Annotated in this window: 19 protein-coding genes and 1 tRNA gene; 5 read left to right on the forward strand and 15 right to left on the reverse strand. The window is 71.7% G+C overall.

Features of this window, described 5'->3' with window-relative positions:
- Positions 1 to 23: 23 nt before the first annotated feature.
- A complete protein-coding gene (locus AB0I15_RS02140) occupies positions 24 to 683 on the forward strand; it encodes a pyridoxamine 5'-phosphate oxidase family protein (protein ID WP_358088685.1) in 660 nt (219 codons plus the stop codon).
- Between the two features lie 156 nt (positions 684 to 839).
- Here the strand turns inward: AB0I15_RS02140 and AB0I15_RS02145 are convergent, their stop codons facing one another.
- The 8 genes from AB0I15_RS02145 to AB0I15_RS02180 all read right to left on the reverse strand — a co-directional run bounded on the left by AB0I15_RS02145 (position 840) and on the right by AB0I15_RS02180 (position 9,467).
- A complete protein-coding gene (locus tag AB0I15_RS02145; RefSeq protein WP_347699805.1) occupies positions 840 to 1,064 on the reverse strand; it encodes a helix-turn-helix transcriptional regulator in 225 nt (74 codons plus the stop codon).
- Positions 1,065 to 1,220: 156 nt separating this feature from the next.
- A tRNA-His gene (locus AB0I15_RS02150) sits at positions 1,221 to 1,296 on the reverse strand.
- Between the two features lie 68 nt (positions 1,297 to 1,364).
- On the reverse strand, positions 1,365 to 1,958 hold the full coding sequence (gene orn, locus AB0I15_RS02155; protein WP_358088688.1) for an oligoribonuclease: 594 nt from the start codon (positions 1,956 to 1,958) through the stop codon (positions 1,365 to 1,367).
- Between the two features lie 68 nt (positions 1,959 to 2,026).
- Positions 2,027 to 3,166, reverse strand: coding sequence for a DUF2510 domain-containing protein (locus AB0I15_RS02160; RefSeq protein WP_358088691.1), 1,140 nt, complete (start codon positions 3,164 to 3,166; stop codon positions 2,027 to 2,029).
- 48 nt (positions 3,167 to 3,214) lie between these two features.
- Positions 3,215 to 4,573 (reverse strand): hypothetical protein, encoded by a 1,359-nt coding sequence (locus AB0I15_RS02165; RefSeq protein WP_358088694.1) that lies wholly within the window; start codon positions 4,571 to 4,573, stop codon positions 3,215 to 3,217.
- 22 nt (positions 4,574 to 4,595) lie between these two features.
- Entirely contained in the window at positions 4,596 to 6,302 is a 1,707-nt protein-coding gene (locus AB0I15_RS02170; protein ID WP_358088697.1) for a protein kinase, read from the reverse strand.
- A 107-nt stretch (positions 6,303 to 6,409) separates the two neighbouring features.
- Positions 6,410 to 8,743: a protein kinase gene (locus tag AB0I15_RS02175; RefSeq protein ID WP_358088700.1), complete on the reverse strand. Its 2,334-nt coding sequence runs from the start codon at positions 8,741 to 8,743 to the stop codon at positions 6,410 to 6,412.
- A gap of 85 nt (positions 8,744 to 8,828) precedes the next feature.
- On the reverse strand, positions 8,829 to 9,467 hold the full coding sequence (locus AB0I15_RS02180) for a pyridoxamine 5'-phosphate oxidase family protein (RefSeq protein ID WP_358088703.1): 639 nt from the start codon (positions 9,465 to 9,467) through the stop codon (positions 8,829 to 8,831).
- A gap of 71 nt (positions 9,468 to 9,538) precedes the next feature.
- Here AB0I15_RS02180 and AB0I15_RS02185 point away from each other — a divergent pair, with 71 nt between their 5' ends.
- A complete protein-coding gene (locus AB0I15_RS02185) occupies positions 9,539 to 10,915 on the forward strand; it encodes a PLP-dependent aminotransferase family protein (protein WP_358088706.1) in 1,377 nt (458 codons plus the stop codon).
- Here AB0I15_RS02185 and AB0I15_RS02190 read toward each other — a convergent pair.
- Entirely contained in the window at positions 10,899 to 12,017 is a 1,119-nt protein-coding gene (locus AB0I15_RS02190) for a DegT/DnrJ/EryC1/StrS family aminotransferase (RefSeq protein ID WP_358088709.1), read from the reverse strand. The two genes, AB0I15_RS02185 and AB0I15_RS02190, sit on opposite strands and share 17 nt — an antisense overlap.
- Entirely contained in the window at positions 12,014 to 13,096 is a 1,083-nt protein-coding gene (locus AB0I15_RS02195; protein ID WP_358088712.1) for a GNAT family N-acetyltransferase, read from the reverse strand. The genes AB0I15_RS02190 and AB0I15_RS02195 overlap by 4 nt, the downstream gene beginning before the upstream one ends.
- A gap of 157 nt (positions 13,097 to 13,253) precedes the next feature.
- On the opposite strand from AB0I15_RS02195, the gene AB0I15_RS02200 reads away from it, so the two are divergent.
- The 3 genes from AB0I15_RS02200 to AB0I15_RS02210 all read left to right on the forward strand — a co-directional run bounded on the left by AB0I15_RS02200 (position 13,254) and on the right by AB0I15_RS02210 (position 16,652).
- Positions 13,254 to 14,279, forward strand: a complete 1,026-nt coding sequence (locus tag AB0I15_RS02200) for a phosphotransferase family protein (RefSeq protein WP_358088715.1) — start codon at positions 13,254 to 13,256, stop codon at positions 14,277 to 14,279.
- Between the two features lie 92 nt (positions 14,280 to 14,371).
- Positions 14,372 to 15,124, forward strand: a complete 753-nt coding sequence (locus tag AB0I15_RS02205; protein ID WP_358088717.1) for an SDR family oxidoreductase — start codon at positions 14,372 to 14,374, stop codon at positions 15,122 to 15,124.
- Between the two features lie 142 nt (positions 15,125 to 15,266).
- The gene (locus AB0I15_RS02210) at positions 15,267 to 16,652 is read left to right on the forward strand and encodes a xylan 1,4-beta-xylosidase (RefSeq protein ID WP_358088720.1); all 1,386 of its coding nucleotides are present in this window, start codon (positions 15,267 to 15,269) and stop codon (positions 16,650 to 16,652) included.
- On the opposite strand, the gene AB0I15_RS02215 is transcribed toward AB0I15_RS02210, so the two are convergent.
- The 5 genes from AB0I15_RS02215 to AB0I15_RS02235 form a co-directional block, all read right to left on the reverse strand.
- Positions 16,627 to 17,745, reverse strand: a complete 1,119-nt coding sequence (locus AB0I15_RS02215) for an acyltransferase (RefSeq protein ID WP_358088722.1) — start codon at positions 17,743 to 17,745, stop codon at positions 16,627 to 16,629. The two genes, AB0I15_RS02210 and AB0I15_RS02215, sit on opposite strands and share 26 nt — an antisense overlap.
- Complete coding sequence (locus AB0I15_RS02220; RefSeq protein ID WP_358088725.1) at positions 17,738 to 18,631, reverse strand: alpha/beta hydrolase; 894 nt, start codon at positions 18,629 to 18,631, stop codon at positions 17,738 to 17,740. The genes AB0I15_RS02215 and AB0I15_RS02220 overlap by 8 nt, the downstream gene beginning before the upstream one ends.
- A gap of 115 nt (positions 18,632 to 18,746) precedes the next feature.
- Positions 18,747 to 19,382, reverse strand: coding sequence for a GNAT family protein (locus AB0I15_RS02225; protein ID WP_358088728.1), 636 nt, complete (start codon positions 19,380 to 19,382; stop codon positions 18,747 to 18,749).
- A 38-nt stretch (positions 19,383 to 19,420) separates the two neighbouring features.
- Complete coding sequence (locus tag AB0I15_RS02230; protein ID WP_358088731.1) at positions 19,421 to 20,617, reverse strand: DUF418 domain-containing protein; 1,197 nt, start codon at positions 20,615 to 20,617, stop codon at positions 19,421 to 19,423.
- A 42-nt stretch (positions 20,618 to 20,659) separates the two neighbouring features.
- Positions 20,660 to 22,756: a hypothetical protein gene (locus tag AB0I15_RS02235; RefSeq protein WP_358088734.1), complete on the reverse strand. Its 2,097-nt coding sequence runs from the start codon at positions 22,754 to 22,756 to the stop codon at positions 20,660 to 20,662.
- Positions 22,757 to 23,140: the final 384 nt, after the last annotated feature.

Consider the following 23,140-nt stretch of genomic DNA (forward strand, 5'->3'; position numbering starts at 1 on the left):
ACCCGAGGGGAGGAGACCGCCGCATGTCTCAGCAAGTGACCACACTCGAAAGCCTTGGCCGCCGGATCGCACGGCGACGCGACGCGCTGGGCCTCTCGCGCGAGGACCTGGCCCGGCGCTCGGGCGTGCCGGCCGGCTACGTCGCCTTCCTCGAGGGCGAGCCGGGGCCGCCGATACGCGAGGTGCTCGCCAGGCTCGCCGAAGCCCTCGGCAGCACCGTGGCGGAGCTGCTCGGCGAGGCGGCCGAGACCCCCACGGGGGCCGCCGCCCGCCCTCTGCCGCAGTCGCTGGACGAGGACGAGTGCCTGCGCCTGCTCGAGCCGGGCGGCGTCGGCAGGATCGGCTTCGAGGGCCGCTTCGGGCTCACCGTGCTGCCGGTGAACTTCCGCGTCAGCGACGGGGCCATCGTCTTCCGCACCCAGCACGGCGGCAGCACCGACGAGGACCTGCGGACGGGGACGCGGGACGTCGAGTACATGGTGGCGTTCGAGGTGGACCGGATCGACGAGCCGGAGCGCGGCGGGTGGAGCGTGCTCGTCCAGGGCTCGCTGCACCACGTCACGGAGGACGAACGCGCCGAGGCGGCGGCCACCGGGGTCGAGCCGTGGGCGGGCGGCGAACGCGAGCAGTACCTCAAGATCGTCCCCTTCCGCCTGACCGGCCGCCGCATCAAGCCGGGCTGACGCGCGTCCCCGCCGGGCATGCGAAAGCCCCGCCCGTTCCAGCGGCGGGGCAGGTGAGAGGACCTGCGTCCGAGGCAGGTGTCCGTCTCATCGGCGGGGCATGGGAAAGGGCCCGTCCGTCCCCTGCGGCGGGTGAGATCGACGTACCCGTGGTGGCTACTCCTGCCGGGACAACCACAGCCCGATGGCCGTCACCCGGGAGTCGACGCCCAGCTTGGCGTAGATCCGGTTGACGTGGTTCTTGACCGTCTTCTCGCTGAGGAACAGTCGTTGCGCGATCTGCCCGTTGGACTGACCTGTGGCGATCAGGTCCATGACCTCGGCTTCGCGTTTGCTCAGGGACGTGAACACGCTCTCGAACGCTGCGTCGTCGACTCTCATCCGGCCTCCGGGGGCGCGCAGACGGTCAGATCGCCGAGGCCCCCGCGCATCCGGCGTTAGCGGTAGACAGCGAGCATAACCCGCAATGTCATGCTTTGGGGCCGTTGCCCGTGAGAAAACGACAACGGCCGGTCCCGAAGGACCGGCCGTTCGCACTGGGGTGAGTGAAGGGACTTGAACCCTCGACATCCAGGACCACAACCTGGCGCTCTGCCAACTGAGCTACACCCACCATGGCCGCCCGCTGTGTGGCGGCACAGGAAAAGTGTAGCGGGGTTCGGGAGTCTTTACGCCACTCCTTTAGCCGCTGACACGCTCGGCGAGTGCTCTGGCGGTCGCCGAATCGGGCCCCGGCTGGGCCACGAAGATCGCGGCGCGGTAGTAGCGAAGCTCCCTGATGCTCTCCGTGATGTCCGCCAGAGCCCGGTGTCCGCCCTGTTTCTCCGGTGCGGCGAAGTAGACCCGCGGATACCAGCGGCGCACCAACTCCTTGATCGACGAGACGTCGATCATCCGGTAGTGCAAATAGGAGTCCACCCCGGGCATGTCGCGCGCGAGGAACGTGCGATCCGTGCCGATCGAGTTGCCGCACAGCGGCGCCTTCTTCGGCTCGGGCACGTGGCGGCGGATGTAGTCGAGCACGAGCGACTCCGCCTCCGCCAGCGTCACGCCACCGGCCAGCTCGGGCAGCAGCCCGGAGGACGTGTGCATCTCACGCACGACCTGCGACATCTGCTCCAGCGACTCGGGCGGCGGCTTGATGACCACATCGACACCCTCGTCCAGCTGATTGAGCTCGCTGTCGGTGATGACGCACGCCACCTCGACGAGCGCGTCACGACCCAGGTCGAGCCCGGTCATCTCGCAGTCGATCCAGACCAGCAAGTCACTCATGAGATCTCCTCGCCCAGCGGCTCGGAGCGATCCGCCCGCTTGTTACCCCACCAGCCTAGTGCCACCCGTCAGGCGGGCTTGAGCGAGCTCAGAACCTGGCTGACCACGTCGGTGCCCAGATTGTCGGGAACGGAGACGTAGACGATGGCCGGGCTCTGGCCCTCACCACGATCTATGAGCACGATCGCGCCGTTCTCCTTCTTCCACTTGTAGCCCTTCTCCTCCGAGACCTTGGTGAAGTCGAGTTCGAACCGCAACACCCACGCGTCCTTGTCGCCGACCTTCATCGCCTTGTCCTCGACGACCTTGCTCTCGTGCGCTATCGCGTAGTAGCGGGTGGTGAAGTCCACGAACACGGACTTGGCCGTCTCGCCCAGGCCCGACGCGGCGCCGGAGTAGGGGTAGAGCTCGCTGAGCACGCCCGTGTAGACGTTGCCGATCCAGTCGTTCTGGTCCTCGTAGTCCTCCTGCGAGACGGCCGTCACCGCGGCCGACCACTGCTGCGAGGCCGGGTTGCCGTTGTTGACCGTGTCGGGCTGGGGCACGGTCCAGTCGCCGGGCACCTGGAAGGAGACGCCGGCGCGCGGGTCGGTGAGGCGGTCGCCCGACGGCTGGGGGAACTCGGCGCCCTGACTGGGCAGCGGCTCCTGCGTGGGCGGCTCCTGGGACGGCTCCTGCGAGGGCCGGTCGAACGTCTCCGTCGGGATCGGATCCGCCACGAGGGAGGTGTTCCGGTTGACGAAGAAGATGGCGGCCACCACGATCAGCGCGACCACCACCAGCGCCGCCAGCCCGCCGAACACCCAGGGCAGCGGATTGCCCTGCTTGGGCGGCGGCCCGTAACCGGGCCCGGACGACGGCGCACCACTCCACGGCTGGGTGGGCGGGGCGGGCTGGCCGTAGGCGGACTGGCCGTAGGTCGGCTGGCCGAACTGCAGCGTCGGATTCGCCGGCGTGACCGACCAGTCGGGGCCCTGCGGCTGGGGCTGCGGCTGGCCCTGCGGCTGGCCCTGCGGCTGGGACTGGGGCTGCGGCTGGGGTTGTGGCTGCGATTGAGGCTGTGGCTGTGGTCCGGAGGCCGGCTGGGGCCGGCCGGGCCCCTGCTCCTGGGCGTGGGTGGCGTCCGTCCACTGGTTGCCGTCCCACCAGCGGAGCCTGGGCTCACCGTAGGGGTCCGGGTACCAGCCCGCGGGGGTCTGCGTGGTCATGCCGCCAGATTAGTAAGAACCGCTTTGATATGCATTGCCGGACGAAGATCAGCACTTGTACGTGAAGCTCGCCTTGTCGGTGCGCACCGGCCCCGGGGTCAGGACACGGAGCGTGGCCGTGGCCTTGACGTTGCTCTTGCCCTGCAGCGTCCACCGCAGCGGCACCTGGTACGACGTCTGGTCGGCCCGCGTCCGCAGCGTCCCCTTGACGATGTCCTTGTCCAGGTTCTTGCGCCACTCGTACGTGATCTCCCCGGCCTCCCCGTTGGTGACGACCGTGCCCGTGATCACCACGGCGCTGCCGCACCCCTGGGTCTTCTTCGGCGCCACCACGTTGATCGACTTGACCGCCAGCTCAGGTGCGTCACTCAGCTTGAACCAGGCCAGGATCGCCCCCGCCATGATGACCGCGAAGACCGCGCTGGACAGGATCGTACGCCGCCGCCGCGCCCGCGAGGCCCTGCCCGCCCGCCGGTCGGGGCGGTGCACCGTGGACGTCTCCTCGCGCCCGGAGCGCCAGATCCGCTCGGCCGGCGTCTCGGGACGCTGCGTCTGCGTGCCCACCCCGGGCCCGAACTGCACCGGCCCCGCCGACCGGCCGGGCACGTGCAGGAGCGTCACGATGTCGCCCTCGTCCCTGGGCACCGCGACCGGCGCCTGCGCGTACGCCGGAGCCTGCGCGAACGCCGAACGCCCCCGGGCCGCCCGCGCCAGCCCGTCCCTGCTGATCCGCCCGCCGGGCAGCACCCCCCGCTCGTTGACCAGCGTGTCCCGCGCGGCGGCCAGGCCCAGGGTGCTGGCCGCGACGGCGGCCCGCTCGAACAGCGCGGCCGCCTGCGGCGCGCTCTGCCCGAAGGAGGCCGCCAGCCCGCGCGCCAGCGACCCCCAGCCGGCCGCGTCGCGCTCACGCGGCGAGACCCGGCCACGGATGGCGTCGGACAGGCCGCGTTCCGACAGCAGCGCGGCGCCCTCGGCGGTGATCACCACCGTGCCGGGGTGCACCGAGCCGTGCGTGACCCCGGACGCGTGCAGCGTGAGCAGCGTCTGGGCGGTCTCCACCAGCAGCGACGCCGCCCCGCCGGGGTCGACGGGCCCGGCGGCCATGAGGTCGGACAGGGTGGGCTTGACCGCCTGCGCGGTGAGCAGCCACACCTGGTCGCCCGCCGCGACCACGTCCGCCACGGGGATCAGCCCGCTCAGCCCGGCCAGCACGAGCCGCTGGTCGGTCATGACGGTGTGGACCACGCGGTCGCGTACGCCGGGCAGGCCGATGATCTTGGGATCGAACAGCAGCGCGCCGGCCCTGCGGCCGTCGGGCGAGATGGCGTCGATCCAGTTGCCGAGTTCGGTCATCCAGGTGTGCTCGGTGAGCCGGAATCCGGCGATACCGTTTCCAGGGTTGTTCATCCGCCGTTGCCCCCCGGCGCGTCTAGCGCTTCCTTCTGTGGCGTCCCGCCATGCGGCGTTTCACCGCAAGTGTGACCGGTACGGCGCCCGACGTCACCAGGCCGAGCGCCACCAGTGCGGCTTTGGCCTCGCCGGCGCTCTCGAGCTGCGGCGGCTTGTCCGGCGTCGGCTCCCCGCTGGGCTCCCCACCCGTCGGTTCGCCGCCGGTGGGCTCCCCGCCCGTCGGCTCTCCCACGGTCGGCTCGCCACCGGTGGGCTCACCCCCCGTGGGCTCGCCGCCCCGGGTGGGCGAGCCGGTGGGCCCGCTGGGGATGGGGTCGGGCGTCGTGCTCGTCTGCGTGGGGGCGGCCGTCGACTGAGGGGTGTCGCCCTCGGGGTCGCCGACCTTCCCGCTCGTCTCGGGGTCGGCCGACGGCGAGGGGGTGCCGGTCGGCGTGGGCTTCCTGGTCCGGGGCGGCGTCGTCCTGACCCGGGTGGGCGTGGGCTTGGGCGTCTTCGTCGTCTTCGTGGGCTGGGCGGTCGTGGGCTGGGCGGGCGGCGGCGTCTCGCTCGTCGTGACCGTCGGCTCCGGCGTGGTCTCCTCGGGGCCGGCCGTCGGCTCCTCGTCCGGCTCGTCGGTCTCGATCGGCTCGGGCGTGGCGGGTTCGTCGGTGGTGGGGGTGACCTGGCTGGTCTGCGCCTGCAGCACCGGGTCCTCGGCGCCGGTGTTGGCGAAGATCACGACGGCGGCGACCAGCACGCCCACGGCCACGCCGCCGATGGCGAGCTTGGCGGGCAGCTTGCTGAGCAGGCCCGGCGGCTCGTCGAAGTGGGTCTCGGTGAGCGCGGTCTGCGTCTCGGCCGGCTCGTCGAGCGGACTCGGGAACAGCAGCACGAGCAGGCCCGCGAGGGCGGCCAGGCGGCGGCGCCCGCGCTCCTCCCAGTCCTCCCCGTACGCCTCGGTCGCGACGGCCTCGAGCTCGGTCAGGAACGCCTCCGCCGACGGCGGGCGCTCGGCCGGGTCCTTGGCCAGGCCGCGCTCGACCAGGCCCCGCAGCGCCGGGGGGACCTCCTCGACCGGCGGCGGGGCGCTCTGGTGCTGGCGGGCCAGGGCCACGATGTTGGGCGCGCGATAGGGGCGCGTGCCCGTCAGGCACTCGAAGAACACGACGGTGGCCGCGTACACGTCGGTCGCGGGCCCGGCCGGCGTGCCCGACCACTGCTCGGGCGCCATGTACGGCGGCGTCCCCGCGGCGCTCGCGTCCTCCCCGGCCCGGACCGCGATGCCGAAGTCCACCAGCTTGCTGGTGCCGTCGCTCTGGACCATGACGTTCTCGGGCTTGAAGTCGCGGTGCACGACCCCGATCGCGTGCGCCGAGGCCAGACCCCGCAGCGAGCCCTTGAGCACGGTCAGCGCCGCCTCAGGGCCGGTGGGGCCCTCCGACCTGAGGATCTCGCGCAGCGACACCCCGTTGATGAGCTCCATGATGATCGCCGCGCCGTAGCCGGTCTCGACGTAGTCGATCAGCCGGGCGTGGAACGCGCTCTGCAGCGTGCCCAGTAACCGGGCCTCGTGCCGGAACCGGGCGACGAACCCGACGTCCGCTCTCAGCTCGTCACTGAGGTATTTGATGGCCACCTCGGCGCCGTCGTAGTCGCGTGTGGCCAGCACGACACGACCGGCGGCTCCCGCACCGAGCTCGCGCACCTCGGTGTAGCCGGGGACCCCCCACTGCCCATCACCGTGCATAACGGTCTCCTCTGGAGTTGCTTGGGCCCCCACCCTCATCAAACGGTCCGTAGCTTAACCAGTGACACATACTTTCCGGCTACTGATGTGGGGAGAAGTCAGAATTGTCACTCCACGGTGCCAGGCGTGTCAGGGCTGGACTCGGGGTTGGGCGTGTCCTTCGTGGGCACGTCCTCGGGCTCGCACTTGGGCGTGGTCCCGCTGGCGCTGTCGCCGCCGTTGGCCGCCGCCGGGTCGGTGGCGGCCGTCACGGACCAGCTCGTGCCGCAGGGCAGCTCCGCCCGGTAGGTGAAGGTCTGGCTGTAGGAGGTGTCGCCGGACAGGGTGACCGACTGGGTGTCCGATCCCTCGCCGACCGAGAGCCGGACGGTGAGGCGTACCGGCTGGGTGTTGGCCGTGGTCACCGTGACCGGCGCGCTGATGCCGTTCCCCACGCGGACCTCGCCGATCCGCACCGAGCGCACCTGCGGCGGGCAGGGCGCCGAGGTGCGGTCCGTGGCCGTCCTGCCGCCCGCGGTGACCTGCACCGACAGCGTGGACCCGCACGGGCGCTCCTTGAAGGTGTGGCTGAACGTCTCGACGTAGGAGGTCCGGCCGCGCAGGGTCGCGGTGCGGGTGGCGACCGGGTCGCCGTTGATCGCGAAGCGGGCCGTGACCGGGATCTCCGCGGTGCCGGTGGCGACCACCCTGACCCGGGCGGTGGCGGTGCCGCTGGGCGCGGCGGGCAGGGAGAGGCCGACGCGCAGCCCGGTCACCCTGGTCGGGCAGGCGGGCACGGGCAGGGTCGCCGACCTGGCGCCGCCGGGCGCCGCGGGGGAGGTGGTGACGGTCAGCCGGACCGCGCCGCCGCACGGGCGCTCGCCCATCGACCAGCTCAGCGCGCGGGTGTAGGAGCGGGAGCCGCTCAGGGTCACGCGTTCGACGCGGCCGTTCGTGCCGGGCGCGGTCCAGCGCGCGGTGGCGGTGACGGCGCCGGTGCCGCTGGTGCCGAACGTGACCGTGCTGCGGGCGACCGTGCCGTCGACGGTGATCGCGCCGACGTTCACGCCGAGCACCGTGGTGGGCGGTGGCGACGGGTCCTCCGTGGTGGGCGGGTCCTCGGTCGGCGTCAGCGTGGTGGCGGGCGTCGTGGCGGGCGTGGTGGCGGGTGTCGTTGCGGGTCTTGTCGCGGGTCTTGTCGTGGGCCTGGTCGGCGGGGCGGTTCGGGTGCGGGTGGGCCTCGTGGCGGCCGGCTCCGTGGGTTTCGCCTCCGGCGAGCTCTGCGGCTCGACCTGCGGCGTGATCTGGGGCTCGGTCTCGGGCTCGGTTTCCGGTTCGGTCTCGGGGAGCGACTCCGGCTCGGTCTCGGGAACGGTGGGCGGGCCGGAGGCCGGCTGGGTGACCTCGGTCGGGGGCACGGCCGCGGCCGCGCCGATCGGCTGCTCGGCCGGCGGTTGCCGGTTGGCCAGCACGACCACCACCGCGACGGCCGCCGCCGCGGCGAGCGCGCCGCCCATGGCCACGCGGCGCACGTTCGAGCGCATGCCGCGGAACACCGTCCTGGCCAGCGACGTGGTCACCTCGGGCGGCGCCGACTCCGGCATCGGCCACAGGAGCGCGAGCAGGGCCACCAGCGCGGCCAGCCGCCGCCTGCCCCGCTCCTCCCAGTCCTCCCCGTACGCCGCTCTCGCCGCCGCCTCCAGTTCCTCCACGAAGGCCGGCGCGCTCGGCGGCCGGAGGGCGGGGTCCTTGGCCAGCCCGCGCCGGATCAGCTCGCGCACCGGCTCCGGCGCGTCGTGGAAGGGCACGGGGGCGTGCACGTGCTGGTAGCCGAGCACGCTCGGCTCCGTCGACCGGTACGGCCGGTGCCCGGTCAGGCACTCGAAGAAGACGGCCGTGGCCGCGTACACGTCGGTCGAGGGCGAGGCCGGCAGCCCCTCCCACAGCTCGGGCGCCATGTACGGCGGCGTCCCCTCGGGGTGCGAGATCGTGCCCTGCCGCACCGCGATGCCGAAGTCGACGAGCTTGCTGATCCCGTCGTCACGGACGAGCACGTTCTCCGGCTTGTAGTCCCGGTGGACCAGGCCGATCCCGTGCGCCCGCGCCAGGCCCAGCAGCGAGCCCTTCAGCACGACCAGCGCCGCCTCCGGCTCGGTCGCCCCGTGCTCGCGCATGAGCGCCCGCAGCGAGACGCCGTTGACCAGCTCCATCACGATGGCCGCGCCACCGGCGTCCTGGATGTACTCCCACAACGTGGCGATGTTCGGATCGCGCAGCGTGGTCAGCAGCCGCGCCTCCGACTGGAACCTGGCCAGGGCGGAAGGATCGTTCCGCAGGTCCTCGGACAGATATTTGATCGCGACCCTGACACCGGTCTCGTCGTGCACGGCCAGCGCGACCCGCCCGCTGGCGCCCACGCCGAGCGGCTTGATCTCCGTGTAACCGGGAGCACTCCACTCCATATGCCTCTCCCATCAGGAGCCGGCCCACCTGATGAGACGTGTGATCAAGGAGATGGGTTTTCCAGGTGGTTCCGGAATTATGGAACTACTCCCGATGGAGGATGTGAACAGGCGTATCGATACCTTCTGGGAGCACCGAATCCCGCTCGGGCTCGCCCCATGACGTGACCAGCGGCAGCACGCCCGCCCAGATCGGCAGCGCGTAGTCCTCCTCCTCGTCCTTCGGCCCGCCGCGCCGGATCTTGACCGACGCCTCCTCCAGCGACAGGGCCAGCACGGACGTGGCGGCCAGTTCCTTGCGGGAGGGCTGCCTGACGTAGTCCCACTGGCCGGGGGCGAGCTGCTCCGACAGGGCCCGCAGGCCCTCCATGCGCTCCTCGGGGTCCGTCACCAGCCGGGCGCGGCCGTAGATGACCGCCGAGCGGTAGTTGACGGAGTGGTTGAAGATCGAGCGGGCCAGCACGATGCCGTCGAGGTGCGTGACCGTGACGCAGACCTCGCCGCCGCCGCCCGCCCGCAGCGACGTGGCGCCCGTGGAGCCGTGCAGGTAGAGGGTCTCGCCGACGCGCCCGTAGCCGGTGGGCACGACCATGGGATGGCCGTTCACCACCACGCCCAGGTGGCAGATGAGGCCGGTGTCGAGCACCTCGTAGAGGTCGTTCCTGTCCGTGCTGCCGCGCTGCTTCTCGCGGCCCAGCGTGGTCCGGGGAGTGGTGGAGAGCATGATTCGACCGTAACGACGAAGTGGACCTATCCTGAAGGGCCACTATCGGCGCCTTCGTAGAGACCACTTCTGTGCGTACCCATGTTGACCTGCCCGTTTCCCTCTCGCGTGACTCGGCCGAGCCGCTCACCACGCAGCTCGCCGGCTGGCTGCGGCGCGCCATGCTGGACGCCACGCTGGCGCCGGGCGAGCGGCTGCCGTCCACCCGGGCGCTGGCGGCCCAGCTCGCGGTGAGCCGGACCGTGGTGACGGAGGCGTACCAGCAGCTCTACGCGGAGGGGTGGCTGGACGGGCGGCACGGCTCCGGCACGTTCGTGGCCGACATGGAGGCGGCGCCCAGGCCACCCGGGGAGAGCCCGTACGTGCCGGCCCCGCCGCCGCCCCCGGCCGACGGGATCAACCTGACGGCGGGCGAGCCCTGGGTGCGCGACTACGACAAGGCGGCCTGGAAGCGGGCCTGGCGCAGGGCCGGCGACCTGCCGCCGGGCGACGCGCCCGACCCGTACGGGCTGCCCCGGCTCAGAGAGCTGCTCGCCGACCACCTGAGGCGGGCCAGGGGCATGGCCGTCGGCCCGGAGAACATCCTGGTCACCAGGGGCACCGGCAACGGGCTCGACCTGTGCGCGCTGGCCCTGCTCGGCCCCGGCGCCCGGGTCGGCGTCGAGGACCCCGGCTACCACGTGGCCCGCACGGTGTTCGCGGCCAGGGGCGCCGACGTCGTGCCGTGCCCGGTCGACGAGGACGGCGTGATCGTGGACGCCCTGCCCGGCGACCTGCGCGTGCTCTACACCACCCCCGCCCACCAGTACCCCCTGGGCGGGCGGCTGCCGATCCCGCGCAGGGAGCGGCTGCTGGCCTGGGCCAGGAACGCGGGCGCGACGATCGTGGAGGACGACTACGACGCCGAGTTCCGCTACGACGTGGCCCCGCTGCCCGCCCTCTACGGCCTCGACCCCTCCCGGGTGGTGCTGCTCGGCACGCTGTCCAAGATCCTCGCCCCCGACGTGGGCGTGGGCTGGCTGGTCGGCGACCCCGAGCTGGTGAGCAGGATCGCCGGGCTGCGCCGCGCCGTGGCCGACCGCACCAGCGGCCCCGTGCAGCACGCCGTGGCCACCCTCCTCGAACGCGGCGACCTCGACCGGCACCTGCGCAGGATGCGCCTGGAATACGCGCGCCGCCGCGCCGCCGTCGTCGAGCTCCTCGGCCCCGTCTGCCGCCTGCACGGTGACACGGCCGGGCTGCACGTGCTGGCCGAGCTGCCCGCGGCCGTGGTGCCCGCCGTGGTGGAACGGGCCAAGGAGCGCGGTGTCCTGCTCGACTCCACCGCCCGCCACCACCACGGCGACCTGCGCCTGCACGGCCTGGTGATCGGCTACGGCTCCGCCTCGCTCGCCGACGTCAGGCGTGGCTGCCGCATCCTGGCCGGGCTGATCAGGGAAGCGGCGTAGGAGGCTCTAGGCGGCGCAGGATGGGGAGGGAGCGGGCGGTGTACATCGGGTCGACCGGGAGCACGTGCCGCGCCCACCAGCGGGCCGGGGCGGGGTCGGGGGAGTGCTCGGTGAAGGCGGGGGCGTAGTCGTCGTACGGGGGGTCGTACAGGTAGCCCGTGGCGACCCCGTGCCGCTCCAGCTCGGCGATGGCCGCGTCGCGGTCGCGGACGAGGAGCGGCACCCGGAACAGCGGGCGGGACAGGTCGTCGAGCACGGCCGGCGCGACCGTGGGCAGCTCGGCCAGGCGCTGCACGCCAGCCAGCCGGCGCGCCCGCTCACCGGGGACCTTGGCCACCCGCCTGCCCTGGTACCAGTGGGCCAGGCGGCCCCGGCGGGCGCGGTAGCGGTGCAGGTCGGCGCGTACCCAGGGGTCGAAGGGCGGCAGCGCGGGGACGTGCTTGAGCGCCGACTCCAGCCCGTCGGGGTCGAGGGCGATCCGGAAGCCCTCGCGCTCCTCCTGGAGGCCGAGCGCGCGGGCCAGCTTGAGCGCGGGGCGGACCAGGTCGAACTTGAGCGCCGCCTGCCGGACCATGGAGGTGGCCACGCTCATCGTGTCGGCCCACACCGAGCCGCGGGCCAGCAGGTCGTCGCGGGCGGCGGTCAGGGCCTCCAGGTCGGATGCGTGCTCGACGGCCAGCACGCCGCCCGACCCCGCCCCCGGGTGCTTGGAGAGGCTGAACACGCCCGCCTGGCCGAACGTCCCCAAGGGCCGGCCGCCGACGTCGGTCTCCATGGCGTGCGCCACGTCCTCGACGAGGACCTTTCCGGCGAAGGCGGAGACGTCGTCGGGCAGGCCGTACAGGTTCGTGGTCAGGACCGCGTCGACCGTGCCGAGATCGACCCGGGTGGCGTCGATGTTGCCGTCGCGCGGGGACAGCGGCGCGATCACCGGGCGCAGCCCGGCGGCCAGCACGAGGAAGAGGATCTCGTCGGCCGAGATGGGCGACATGAGGAGCCGTTGCCCGGGCACGCACCAGTGACGCAGCGCCAGATAGAGCCCGAGGCGGTTGGAGGGGAGCGACAGAACGTGACGACCTGTGCGCTCTGCGATGAGCTTCACCCTTGTAGGACAGTACGGAGTCGCCCGTAGGTTTTCAATGCCTTGTCAGCGGTTTTCAGGAGCAATGGGTTGGCCATCACCGTTGCGCGTGTTTTGCGCACCGGCACCCGCATCACCCAGTGCGCCGCAGCCGCCGGGCCGGTCCTGGCCACGCGGCCCTCGGCCACCTCGAGCTCGCCGGTCTTGAGCTTGTCCTTGTACTCCTTCTGGCCCCGGCCCATGTCGATCACCTGGATGCCGGCCTCGGCCGCGCGCTCGGCCATCGCCAGATGGTGGATGAGGCCGGGGGAGTATTTGGCGAAGCGGGTGTCGTAGGCGGGGAACCAGCCGACGAGCGTCGTCCGTGTACGCAGCCCGAAATGCCCCGCCATCGGCTCGCCGTTCACGTAGACCATGTCCAGCACCCCGGCGAAGGTTTCCGACTGGGTGGCCAGCAGCCGCTCGACCAGCTCCACGATCCATTTGTGCGAGAACCGGTCGGTACGGCCGGTGCGGCGGTATTGGTCGGTCTTCCAGCCCAGCAGCGTGTGCAGCGGCTCCAGGTCGGTGCACGCGTAGTCGTGGCGCAGCGGCCCGGCCTCGCGCTCCAGCTTGCGCGACTTGGCCAGCGTGGTCTTGTACGTCTTGCCGGAGTGCTGCCTCAGCGTCTCGGTGTAGCGCTCGTAGCCTTCGCGCAGGTCGATGATCGGCGACGGGTGCCGCTCGTGGCGCTCGTTGAGCATCGGCTGGCCGGACACCAGATGGTCGAACTCGTAGACCGCCAGCCCGCACGCCTTGATCAGCCGTGTCGGATCGAGGTCGAGGTCTTTGGCGTGGACCAGCCCCTGAGCGTCGGTCAGCCCGGCGGCCACCGGCTTGCCGATGCCCATGGGATGGCGCTCGAAGGGGAAGAATCCCACGATGTCGGGGCCGTCATGGATGACGGCGACTCTCACCACATCTCGGAGTTCGCCCACCGTGATGGTGAACTCTGGCGACAGGAAGGGGTTGTCGAAGGCGGCGTCCGCTTCCTGCAGAGCCCGCCATCGGCTCACTTCGGAGTCTCCCAGTTCACGCGGGAGGGCAAGGGTGACGCGCATGGGCTCCTACTGACGGCATGCCACTCGCTGTCCAGGATGCGGGCAGACGTGTAGAGCCAGGGTAAAGGATCAGGCCCGATGCTCATCTACGCAGGTCCGGAACGTTACATAACTGGCAGCTCGCGTTCGGGCCCGAGTGGCGTTCTAATGTGTGTTCATGACCGTACCTGGCATCGATCACGCCCGCCTGACCGAGTGGATGGGCAGGAACGTGCCCGACGCCGGTGAGCCCCTCACCGTCTCGCTGATCGCGGGCGGCCGGTCGAATCTGACCTATCTGGTCGAGGCCGGGGAGCGCCGGGTGGTGCTGCGCCGGCCGCCGCTCGGCCACGTGCTGCCCACCGCCCACGACATGCGGCGCGAGTGGCGGGTCATCTCCGCGCTGGCGCCGACGCCGGTGCCGGTGCCGGAACCGGTCGCCTTCTGCGCCGACGAGGACGTGATCGGCGCGCCGTTCTACCTGATGGCGTACGTGGACGGCGCCGCCGTACGGACGAGGGAGCAACTCGGCGACCCGACGCCCGGCCAGACGCGGCGGCTGTCGGAGCGGCTGGCCGAGGTGCTGGCCGCCATCCACGCCGTGGACTACCGCGAGGTCGGGCTCGGGGACTTCGGCCGGCCGGAGGGCTACCTGGCCAGGCAGCTCGACCGGTGGTGCCAGCAGTGGGAGCGCTCGAAGACCGCCGACCTGCCCGCGTACGACCGGCTCGTGGAGCGCCTGCGCGCACGGCTGCCCGCCGGGTCGGACAGCACGCTGGTGCACGGCGACTACCGGCTGGACAACACGCTCATCCGGCTCGGGGACCTGGAGATCAGGGCCGTGGTGGACTGGGAGATGTCCACGCTCGGCGACCCGCTGGCCGACCTGGGGCTGACGCTGACCTACTGGCATGATCGCGGCGACGAGGAGCGGGCGGGGATCCCGGTGGCGGGCGACGTGACGGTGGCGCCCGGGTTCATGAACGCGGCCGAGTTCGCCGCCCACTACGGCAAGGTGTCCGGGCGGGACATCGCGGACCTCGGGTTCTACGTGGCCTTCGGCAACTTCAAGCTCGCGGTCATCGTGGAGGGTATTCACGCCCGCTTCCGGCAGGGTAAGACCGTTGGAGAGGGATTCGATCGCATCGGGTCCGCCGTGCCCACCCTGATCACCCGCGCGCACCGCATGCTCGACCAGCCCTGAACCCCCATCCGTGAACCCCCGTCCCCGACGCCCTACCGGCCCCGAACACCGCGACCAGTCCTGAACGGCCAGACCTGCCCGCAAGGAGCGCCATGAGCACAGTTGCACTGATCACCGGAGCGGCGAGCGGCATCGGTGCCGCCGTGGCGCGCCGCCTGTCGGCGGGTGGCGTGAAATGCGTTCTCGTCGACCGTGACGCCGAGGGCGCCGAACGGCTGGCCAAGGAGGTGGACGGCGCCTGGGTGGCCGCCGACGTCAGCACCGAGGAGGCCTCGCTGGAGGCCGTGGCGCTGGCCGAGCAGCGCTACGGGCGGCTCGACCTGATGCATCTCAACGCCGGCATCTCCGGGCGGGTGGACCTGGAGGACTTCGACCTGGACCGCTACCGGCAGGTGGTCGGGGTGAACGTGGACGGTGTCGTCTTCGGCGTCCGGGCCGGCGTCCCGCTGCTCGCCCGCTCGGGAGGCGGCGCGATCGTGGTCACCTCGTCGCTGGCCGGGCTCGTGGCCTTCGCCGGCGACCCGGTGTACACGATGACCAAGCACGCCGTCGTCGGCCTGGTCAGGGCGCTGGCCGAGCCGCTGGCGGCCAAGAACATCCGGATCGGCGCGGTCTGCCCCGGCTTCACCGACACCCCGCTCGTGGCCGAGGCACGGGAGATGTTCGTCAACGCGGGCTTCCCGCTCCTGTCGGCCGAGGACGTGGCCGCCGCGGTCGAATCCGCCTTCTACGCCGAGACCCCTGGCACGCTCCTCATCGTGCAACCGGGGCGGCAGCCGGTGCCGTACCGTTATGCCGGTGTGCCCGGCCCCGCCGGCGGACAGCGGCCTCCGCCCACCACTTGACCGCAAGTCACCTGCAAGCCGGAGGCTTAGCGTGATAAGGGCCGGGCACTCTGTCCGGTCCTTATACGTTCGTGAACCTTTGTAGTGTCTCTGTAGGTTCGTGGACCCCCTTCAGGCAACTCGCGAGGATGAGGAGCGTTCAGTGATTCCGACCGACGGCCGGCACGCGCGCCGCCGATCGCCATGGCCCATCGCACTTGGAGCCGGCATTCTCGCGGTGGTCCTGGTGGCGGGCATCATGGTCTACGCCTCGATGCGGACTCAGGCCCGCAGCGGGTTCAAGGGCAGCGACGTGGCCACGAACATGCCCGCCCAGCCCGCGCCGGAGCTGGAGGAGCCGCCCGCGCTGACCGAGTGGCCGCGCTGGGGCATCACCCACACGCAGTTCAGCGCGGACAACGAGCCGCAGGACGTCGTGGAGCAGGCCAGGGGCGTGCTCGGCCGGGTCCCGATGCTGCAGAACCAGCACATCATGGGCTGGGGCGTCGGCAACCCGGAGCCCAGCCCCGGCCAGTACAACTTCCGCGACCTGGACCGGCGGCTGAAGTTCATGTCCTCCTCGCGGGCGCTGCCGGTGATCACGCTCTGCTGCGCGCCCGACTGGATGAAGGGCGGCCAGGCCGGGCGCACCGACTGGAGCAAGAACCACACGGTCGCCCCCGAACCGGAGCACTTCGACGACTTCGCCAAGCTTGCGACCCGGGTGGCCAAGCAGTATCCGACGGTCAAGCACTACCTGGTGTGGAACGAGTTCAAGGGCTTCTGGGACCCGAGCACGAACCGGTGGGACGCCGAGGGCTACACCGAGATGTACAACAAGGTCTACACGGCCTTGAAGAAGGTGAACAAGGACATCAAGGTCGGCGGGCCTTACATGCCGATCGAGAGCAAGTCGAGCGGCGGGCCCTCCGATTTGACGGGCGAATGGGGAACGGTCGACCAGCGGGCGCTCGACGCCATTCAATACTGGATCGACAACAAGAAGGGCGCCGATTTCATCGTGGTGGACGGGGCGTCCATGACGACCGACAACGGGAACGTTCCCAATGATTTCGTGGCCCAGCAGAAATTCAGCGCCATCACCACCTGGCTGCGGAAACAGAGCGGTGACCTGCCCGTATGGTGGGCCGAATGGTACGTCGAGCCGGAAAACGCCGGGTGGAGCGAGGACAAGCGCACCGCCGTGCAGGCGGTGACGATGATGGAGTTCGCCAAGAGCGGCGTCAACACGGCGCTTTACTGGAATCCACAGCAGAAGGACGAAGGAGAATGCCCCGGGTGTCTCTGGTCGCCGAAGGTGGGCGGGGAGTTGCCGATGGCGGGATTGCTCAGCGGATTCACCAAGTGGTTCCCCGCCGGAATGCGCGCGGAAGAAATCCAGTCCTCCGATCCACGGGTCAGGGCGCTCGGGCAGGAGCGTCAGGTCGTCATGGTGAACACCTCCGACCGCGACATCACCGCCACCGTGGACAACCGGCAGGTCACCCTGCGGCCCTACGAGATCAAGTGGTCGGGCCGGGGGGCGTAGCCGCGGATCGGCGGGGTCGTTCGTAGCTCCGGAAGGCCGCCCAGCAGGCCGCCAGAGCCACCGCGAACACCGGCAGCCAGGCCAGCCGGGCCAGCACCCAGTCCCCCGAGTCCGGGGCGGTGTGCAGGCCCGGCAGCGGGTGGCCGGCGAGCAGGCCGAGGGCGGTGACGGCGATCAGGGCGGTCTGGTGCCAGAGGAAGACGGTGATCGCCGACAGGTTGACCAGGGCGACCGCCGCCCAGGCGAGCGGCCGGGCGAGGGCCCGGCGCAGAGGGCCGAGCAGGAGCAGGGCCGCGCCGCACTGGGCCAGGCCGAAGGTGACCGCCGCCAGGGTGGGCGGGTCGAGGTTGGAGATCTCGGCGCCGGGCACGCCCACCATGGCCGCCGGATAGCCGCCCAGCACGACCAGCACGCCGGTGGCCGCGGCGCCGCCCGCCAGCAGCCCCCAGTTCGCCCGCGGGCCCCACGCGCCCCGGTTCCAGGCCGCGCCCAGACAGTACGGCACCAGCCACCCCGCCACGACGTTCACCGAGCCGAGCCAGGCGGGCCCGTCCAGCCCGTACCGGAGGAGGTCGACGAGCGCCACGGCGGCGAGCGGCCAGCCGGGGCGCAACCTGACGACCAGCGGGGTCGCCGCCGTCAGCAGGGCGAACACCAGCAGGAACCACAGCGGCGACCACACCAGCCCGGCCAGCGTGAGCACGGGCTCCACCCCGGTCCCGGCGGCGAGCATCGCGACCGCGATCGCCCCCCACACGGCCACCACGGCGGTGACGGGCCGGAACAGCCGCGCCATCCGCCCGCCCAGCCACTCCCGGTACGTCATCGGCGCGGTGGCGTGACCGCGCGCCGCCACCGCCCCGCCCACCAGGAAGAACACCGCGAGCGTCTGGAACAGCCACGACCCGGGGGCGAGCCCCGGCATCGCCCGCAGGGGGCTGGCCCCACGGATGTCGCCGCTGTCGGCCACCAGGGCGGTCACCAGCCAGTGGCCGAGCACCACGCCGGCGATGGCGAGCGCGCGCAGCCCGTCCAGCCCCCGGTCGCGCTCCGCCGGGGTGGCCGCGTCGATGCGGACGACAAGGTCACGCATCCGGGGCCGTCCCCGACACGATCGCGGCGATGTTGCGCAGGGGGAGGGAGCCGGGGCGCAGGTAGTCGCTGTGGCCGCCGTCGCCCGCCGCGAAGAGCCGGGTGCCGGCCCCGGGTGACATCGGGTCCATGCCCAGGCCCAGGGTGAGGAAGGGGAGCCGGAACTGCGCGTGCGGCACGGCGGCGATCCAGTCCCGGGTGCCGCGGGCGGCCCACACCGGGGTCGTCGTGCGCAGGGGGGTGGTGGTGCCGGTGCCGGCGGCGCCGTACAGGATGATGTTCGCCACGCCGTCCAGCCCGCCGGCGGCCCGGCCGCAGGCCACGGCGCCGTAGGAGTGGCACAGCAGGGAGACCCTGGAGGGGCCCAGCTCGCGTACGAGGGCCCGTAGGCCGGGCACGGCCTCGTCGGCACGGTCAGGGGTCAGGACGGCGGCGCTGAGCGTCTGCGGGGTCCTGTAGCCGAGCCAGGCGACGACGGCGGCGCTGTCGCCCAGTTCGCCCTGGAGCGCCTTGGCGTCGGCGTGGAGGCGGCCGTACCGGTCGATGCTGGTGTCGGTGCCGGGCACCAGGACGACGACCCGCCCGGCCCCGGCCAGGTCGCCGAAGACCTCCGCGCTGCGGCCCCCGTCGCGGCCGTCGAAGAACAGGAAGCGGCGCGCGGGGTCCGCCATCGCGCGCAGCGCCTCGGCCCGGCGCCGCTGGCCGTGCCCGGCGGCCATCCGCTCGGCGGCCAGGAGGTTGTGGCGGGCGGCGGCGTACCGGGCCTCCGTGAAGCCTCCGGGCGCGGCCGCGGGCACGGGGGCCGGGACCTCCGTGCCCGACATCGGCGCGGCCACCGAGACGGCGACGAGTGTGGTGAGCAGGATGCGGCGCGGACCAGTGAGCATGGGGCGAACCTATGGATCACGCCCTGTGGTCGTCGTCCCGCTGAGGAGTGCATCCGCGGCGTAGCTCTGGAGTATTACGCGGGGCAGGCGCGACCCTCCGCGACGCCGCCGGGGGTCAGGGTTCGAGCCCGAAGTGCGGCAGGCAGGGCTCCAGGCCGTGGATCTCCACCGGGACGGGCGCGGTGAAGTTCTCGCGCTCGAGGAGGAGGAGCTGCTGGACCCCCCGCCGCCCCTGGATCTGCTGGACCATCGTCCCGTTCGGCCGGTAGCCGAGCTTGCGGGAGACGCCCAGCGAGGCCGGATTGTCCAGGAACGCGCCGGAGACCGCCGTCAGGGCGCCCAGCCCGGCGAAGGCCAGGTGCAGCACGGCGGCGCGCATCTCGGTGCCCAGCCCCTCACCCTGGTACGCGCGTCCCAGCCACGACCCCGTGTGCACCTCCCGCGTGACCGCGAAATCCCGGCCCGACATGTCCTGCGTGCCCACCACCCGGCCCTCGTGGACGACGACGAAGTTGCAGCACCAGTGCTCCGGCTGCCACCGGGCGATGACGCCGAGCTGGTAGCGGATCACGTTCGCGCCCAGCTCCCCGGCGGGCGCGTCGGTCCACGGCACGCCGAACGGCATCCGGTCAGGGGCGTGGACGCCTTCCAGGGCGCGGTCGGCCAGCTCGTCGAGATCGTCGAGCGAGGGCATCCGCAGTTCGAGGCGGGGTGTGGTCAGACGCAGGTCGAGTACGGGCCAGTTGCGCATGCCGGTCCATTGTTCCGGTTCGCGTCGCCGGGCTCATCTCAATTAACGGGTCTGCGCCAGTACGTCAGGAAACGCAGCAACCACTCCACCGGGCCGTACCGGTGGCCCTTGAGCCACCATCGGCTGTAGAGGACCTGCACGGTGAAGAGGGCGAGCGCGATCAGCACCTCCAGCGGCGGGCTGACCCGGTCCACGAGCGCGAGCCCGTACCCGGTGAAGATCAGCGAGCAGACCAGCGACTGCGCCAGATAGTTGGACAGCGCCATCCGGCCGGGCGCCGCCAGCGCCCGCCCGAGCCGCGGCAGGTGGGGCAGCAGCCGCAGGAACGTCGCCGCGTACGCGGCCGCCAGCAGCGGGGCCGTCACCAGGTCCACCGCCTCGCCCCAGAACTTGTGCACCGCGCCGCCCCACGCCGACAGCGTGTAGAAGAATGCGCCGGGCAGCCCGACCGTGAACCCGATCCACTGCAGCCTGCGCAGCGTCCCCGTGTGCTTCGACAGCTCGCGCAGGGCGCCCAGCTTGCCGACCGCCAGCCCGATCAGGCACGCGGCCAGCACGGCGGGCCCCTGGAAGACGACGCGGAGCACGATGATCAGCGACAGCTTCCTGAGGTGCTCGGAGACGATCTGCCAGAACCCGCCGCCCAGCGCCGTGTCCGACGCGGCGGCCTCGGCGGTCCCGTCCGCGACCGTGCCCGACATGTCCAGGCCGGCCGTGGCCAGCACCGCCAGCAGCACGAAGCCGAGCGCCAGCAGCAGGGTCAGCGCCACGGCCAGCAGCACCGCCGTCCGCGGCCTGATCCGGTGGAAGACCAGCAGGGCCAGCCCGACGGCCGCGTACGTCGTGAGGATGTCGCCGGGGAACAGCAGCACCGCGTGCGCCAGCCCGAGCAGCAGCAGTCCCGCCAGCCGCCGCAGGAACATCGGCGCGAAGGGCCGCCCCTGCCGTCGCGCCGAGTCGACCTGCAGCGTGAAGCTGTAGCCGAACAGGAACGAGAACAGCAGGTAGAACTTGTTCTCCAGGAACAGCGTCACGACCCAGCGCACGCCCCAGTCCAAGGAGGAGTGGAACGCCGGCTCCGCCAGCCCGGCCATCCGGTAACCGGAGGCCAGGAAGGCGATGTTCACGACGAGGATGCCCAGCAGCGAGAAGCCGCGCAGGGCGTCGACGGACGCGATCCTCGCTGCCGCGAGGCGTGCGTCCGGCGTTACGGGAAATGTCTCCTGTGTCCTCATCAGGAGACATCCTCCCGCACAACCTGAGTGTTACCTGTGAATTCAGTTATTTTGGGCGATATAGATGAACCGCTCGATGATCACTGCTAGCGCCACCGCGAAGGCCGGGATCGCCAGGAACAGCAGGCGCTTGCGCGCCCGCGGCGCCCGGTTCGGCCCGTTGAGGCGGATGATCTCGTAGCCGAACAGCGCGACCCAGGTCACGGCCAGCGCGCCGATGCCCACCGGTGTCCAGGGCGAGGTGGGGTCGCCACGCCCCTTGTACGGGTTCGGCTCCGGGATCTCGGTGCCCCTGACGAACTTCTTCCAGGTGTAGAGCGCCGCGTCCTCGTTGGCGAACACCCGCTTCAGATCGGGCGACTTGTCGAGCGCCGCCCGGTAACGCTCGCCCCAGTCCGCCGGGTAGCCCTCGTTGAGCTGCAGATAGCTGACCTGGCCACGGCTCACCATCAGGTAGGAGTTACGCGGCTGCTCCTTCAGCTTCTGCACCGAGTCCGCGATCACCGTCGGATCCTTGTGCACCAGGGCCTGCGTGCCGAAGTTGACCCGCTCCACGTCCCGCTCGCCCCACGGCAGCGTCGGCGTGACCTCCGGCCCCACCTTGGGCACCAGGTAGAGCACCCGGGCACTCGGCTTGTCGTGGTTGTAGACGTAGTGCAGGGCGGCCACCTCGCCGGTGGTGACCCGCTCGAACTTCTCGTTGCCGTACCTCGCCAGCAGGAACGCCATCGCGAACATGATCGCGAAGCACGCCGCGAGCACGACCGAGACCTTCCTGGTCAGCTCGGGGTTGAAGCGCACGTTCCGCTTGCGCAGCGGCACGGTCTCCTCGCGGACGTCCGCGCTGTCGGAGGGCAGGTTCGGGAAGAACGCGTACGCGGCCAGCAGGCAGGCGCCCGGCAGCGCGAACATGTAGATCCGCAGCCCGATCTCGCCGCCGTAGCTCTGCAGCCCCAGCGCCAGCACCGGCACGCACAGCAGGATCAGCGCCGACCGGTCGAACACCCCGCGCCGCAGCCGCCTGAACAACCCCGCCGCCGCGCAGCCCAGGATCACCACGAGAATGCCCAGCCGGGCCTGCAGCACCAGCGCGTGCGCCGGGTCACTGCCCTCGACCCGGTCGGAGGTGTTGGTGCGCAGGTTCTGCAGGATGTTGCCCAGGCCGCCGAAGATCGTGTCGATCTGGCTCGACCAGAAGCCGACCGTCATGTAGCTGATCCAGGCCAGCACGATCAGCCCGAAGAAGAACGGCAGCGCCCACGTCAGCGAGGTCCGCCTGAACAGCAGGAACGCCGTCACCACGCCGAGCATCATGAACGGCGTGATCTGGTGCGAGGCCACCGACGCCACGAACAGCGCCACCAGCATCATCAGCATGAGCAGCTTGTCGGCGCGGTAGGTGCCGGTGTTGGCCAGCTCGCCCGGCGTCATCGCGTCGAGCCTGCCGAGCAGCTTGCGCAGGCCCTTGGCCGGGATCGGCTTGGTGCGCGGCTCCACCCGCCCGAACCATCGCAACAGGATCGCCACGAACGCCAGATAGAGGGCGAAGGTGAACCCTTGGGGCGAGAAGTAGTCCTGCCCGATCCACTGCACCAGCACGAACAGCAGCGCCGCGAACCACCGGGCCCGCGTGGTCGCCACGACCTGACGCAGGATCAGCACGAAGGGGAGCAGGTAGAGCAGGTTCGACAGGAGCGGCGTCCACTGCAGGATCGTCGTCATGTCGTCGATGCCGGCCGCCTTCGTCACGAAGGCGAACAACGCGAAGTATCCCGGCCAGCCCATACGGGCGTCGATGCTGATCGCGGTCTCACCGGTCCTGCCGATGAACTCCACGAAACCGGCATGGATGTACGCCGTGGGGAAGCGCGGCTCCTCGGCCACCAGCGCGCCCGCGCCGTGCAGGGCGAAGGTGAGGGCGGCGATCTGGAACAGCAGGAGGAACTTGCGGTCCGTGCTCTGGGCGACCGTGACGAAGAACGACACGAGCATGATCAGGATGGCGATGAACGCGGTCGCCGGCAGCGCCGAGATCAGCCCCAGGCCGTCGATGTCGGCCGGATCCACGCCGCGCATGGGGCCGGGGGCGACCTTGAGGGCCAGGACGTACATGACGAGGCCCTCGAGGACCAGCAGCACGGGCAGCCACTTGGGCGCACTCGCAATCAACGCCCCGATCCGCGCCCCGAGCGTCCGAGGCTTGGCCACGGCCTGCTGCGGCGCTCCACCCCGCTGACCCCCGCCGGGGGCCGGCACCCCCTGGGCCGGCGCACTCCGAGGAGGCGCGCCTTGAGGTGGCGCGCTCGGTGAGGTGCCGGGCGACTGCAACGGCTGAGCGGGCTGCACGAGCCCGGCCAGCCCCCGCGGCTTCCCACCCGCCTGCGCAGCACCCGCCTGCGCAGCACCAGACGCCGCCCCGGCCGCAGTACCGGCCGCCGTGCCAGCCGCCGCCCCGGTGGGCGCCGTGCTGCCGGGCGTCGTGCCCCCGGTGGGCGCCGTGCCGGTGGTCGCCCCGCCGGCCAC

It is taken from the genome of Nonomuraea sp. NPDC050643, assembly GCF_040654715.1.
Classification (GTDB): Bacteria; Actinomycetota; Actinomycetes; order Streptosporangiales; family Streptosporangiaceae; genus Nonomuraea.

Coding starts and splice junctions, on each gene's coding strand:
- AB0I15_RS02140 (WP_358088685.1), top strand. CDS start 24: ATGTCTCAGCAAGTGACCACACTCGAAAGCCTTGGCCGCCGGATCGCA.
- AB0I15_RS02145 (WP_347699805.1), bottom strand. CDS start 1,064: ATGAGAGTCGACGACGCAGCGTTCGAGAGCGTGTTCACGTCCCTGAGC.
- orn (WP_358088688.1), bottom strand. CDS start 1,958: ATGAGTGACTTGCTGGTCTGGATCGACTGCGAGATGACCGGGCTCGAC.
- AB0I15_RS02160 (WP_358088691.1), bottom strand. CDS start 3,166: ATGACCACGCAGACCCCCGCGGGCTGGTACCCGGACCCCTACGGTGAG.
- AB0I15_RS02165 (WP_358088694.1), bottom strand. CDS start 4,573: ATGAACAACCCTGGAAACGGTATCGCCGGATTCCGGCTCACCGAGCAC.
- AB0I15_RS02170 (WP_358088697.1), bottom strand. CDS start 6,302: ATGCACGGTGATGGGCAGTGGGGGGTCCCCGGCTACACCGAGGTGCGC.
- AB0I15_RS02175 (WP_358088700.1), bottom strand. CDS start 8,743: ATGGAGTGGAGTGCTCCCGGTTACACGGAGATCAAGCCGCTCGGCGTG.
- AB0I15_RS02180 (WP_358088703.1), bottom strand. CDS start 9,467: ATGCTCTCCACCACTCCCCGGACCACGCTGGGCCGCGAGAAGCAGCGC.
- AB0I15_RS02195 (WP_358088712.1), bottom strand. CDS start 13,096: ATGCGCGTCACCCTTGCCCTCCCGCGTGAACTGGGAGACTCCGAAGTG.
- AB0I15_RS02200 (WP_358088715.1), top strand. CDS start 13,254: ATGACCGTACCTGGCATCGATCACGCCCGCCTGACCGAGTGGATGGGC.
- AB0I15_RS02205 (WP_358088717.1), top strand. CDS start 14,372: ATGAGCACAGTTGCACTGATCACCGGAGCGGCGAGCGGCATCGGTGCC.
- AB0I15_RS02215 (WP_358088722.1), bottom strand. CDS start 17,745: ATGCGTGACCTTGTCGTCCGCATCGACGCGGCCACCCCGGCGGAGCGC.
- AB0I15_RS02220 (WP_358088725.1), bottom strand. CDS start 18,631: ATGCTCACTGGTCCGCGCCGCATCCTGCTCACCACACTCGTCGCCGTC.
- AB0I15_RS02225 (WP_358088728.1), bottom strand. CDS start 19,382: ATGCGCAACTGGCCCGTACTCGACCTGCGTCTGACCACACCCCGCCTC.
- AB0I15_RS02230 (WP_358088731.1), bottom strand. CDS start 20,617: ATGAGGACACAGGAGACATTTCCCGTAACGCCGGACGCACGCCTCGCG.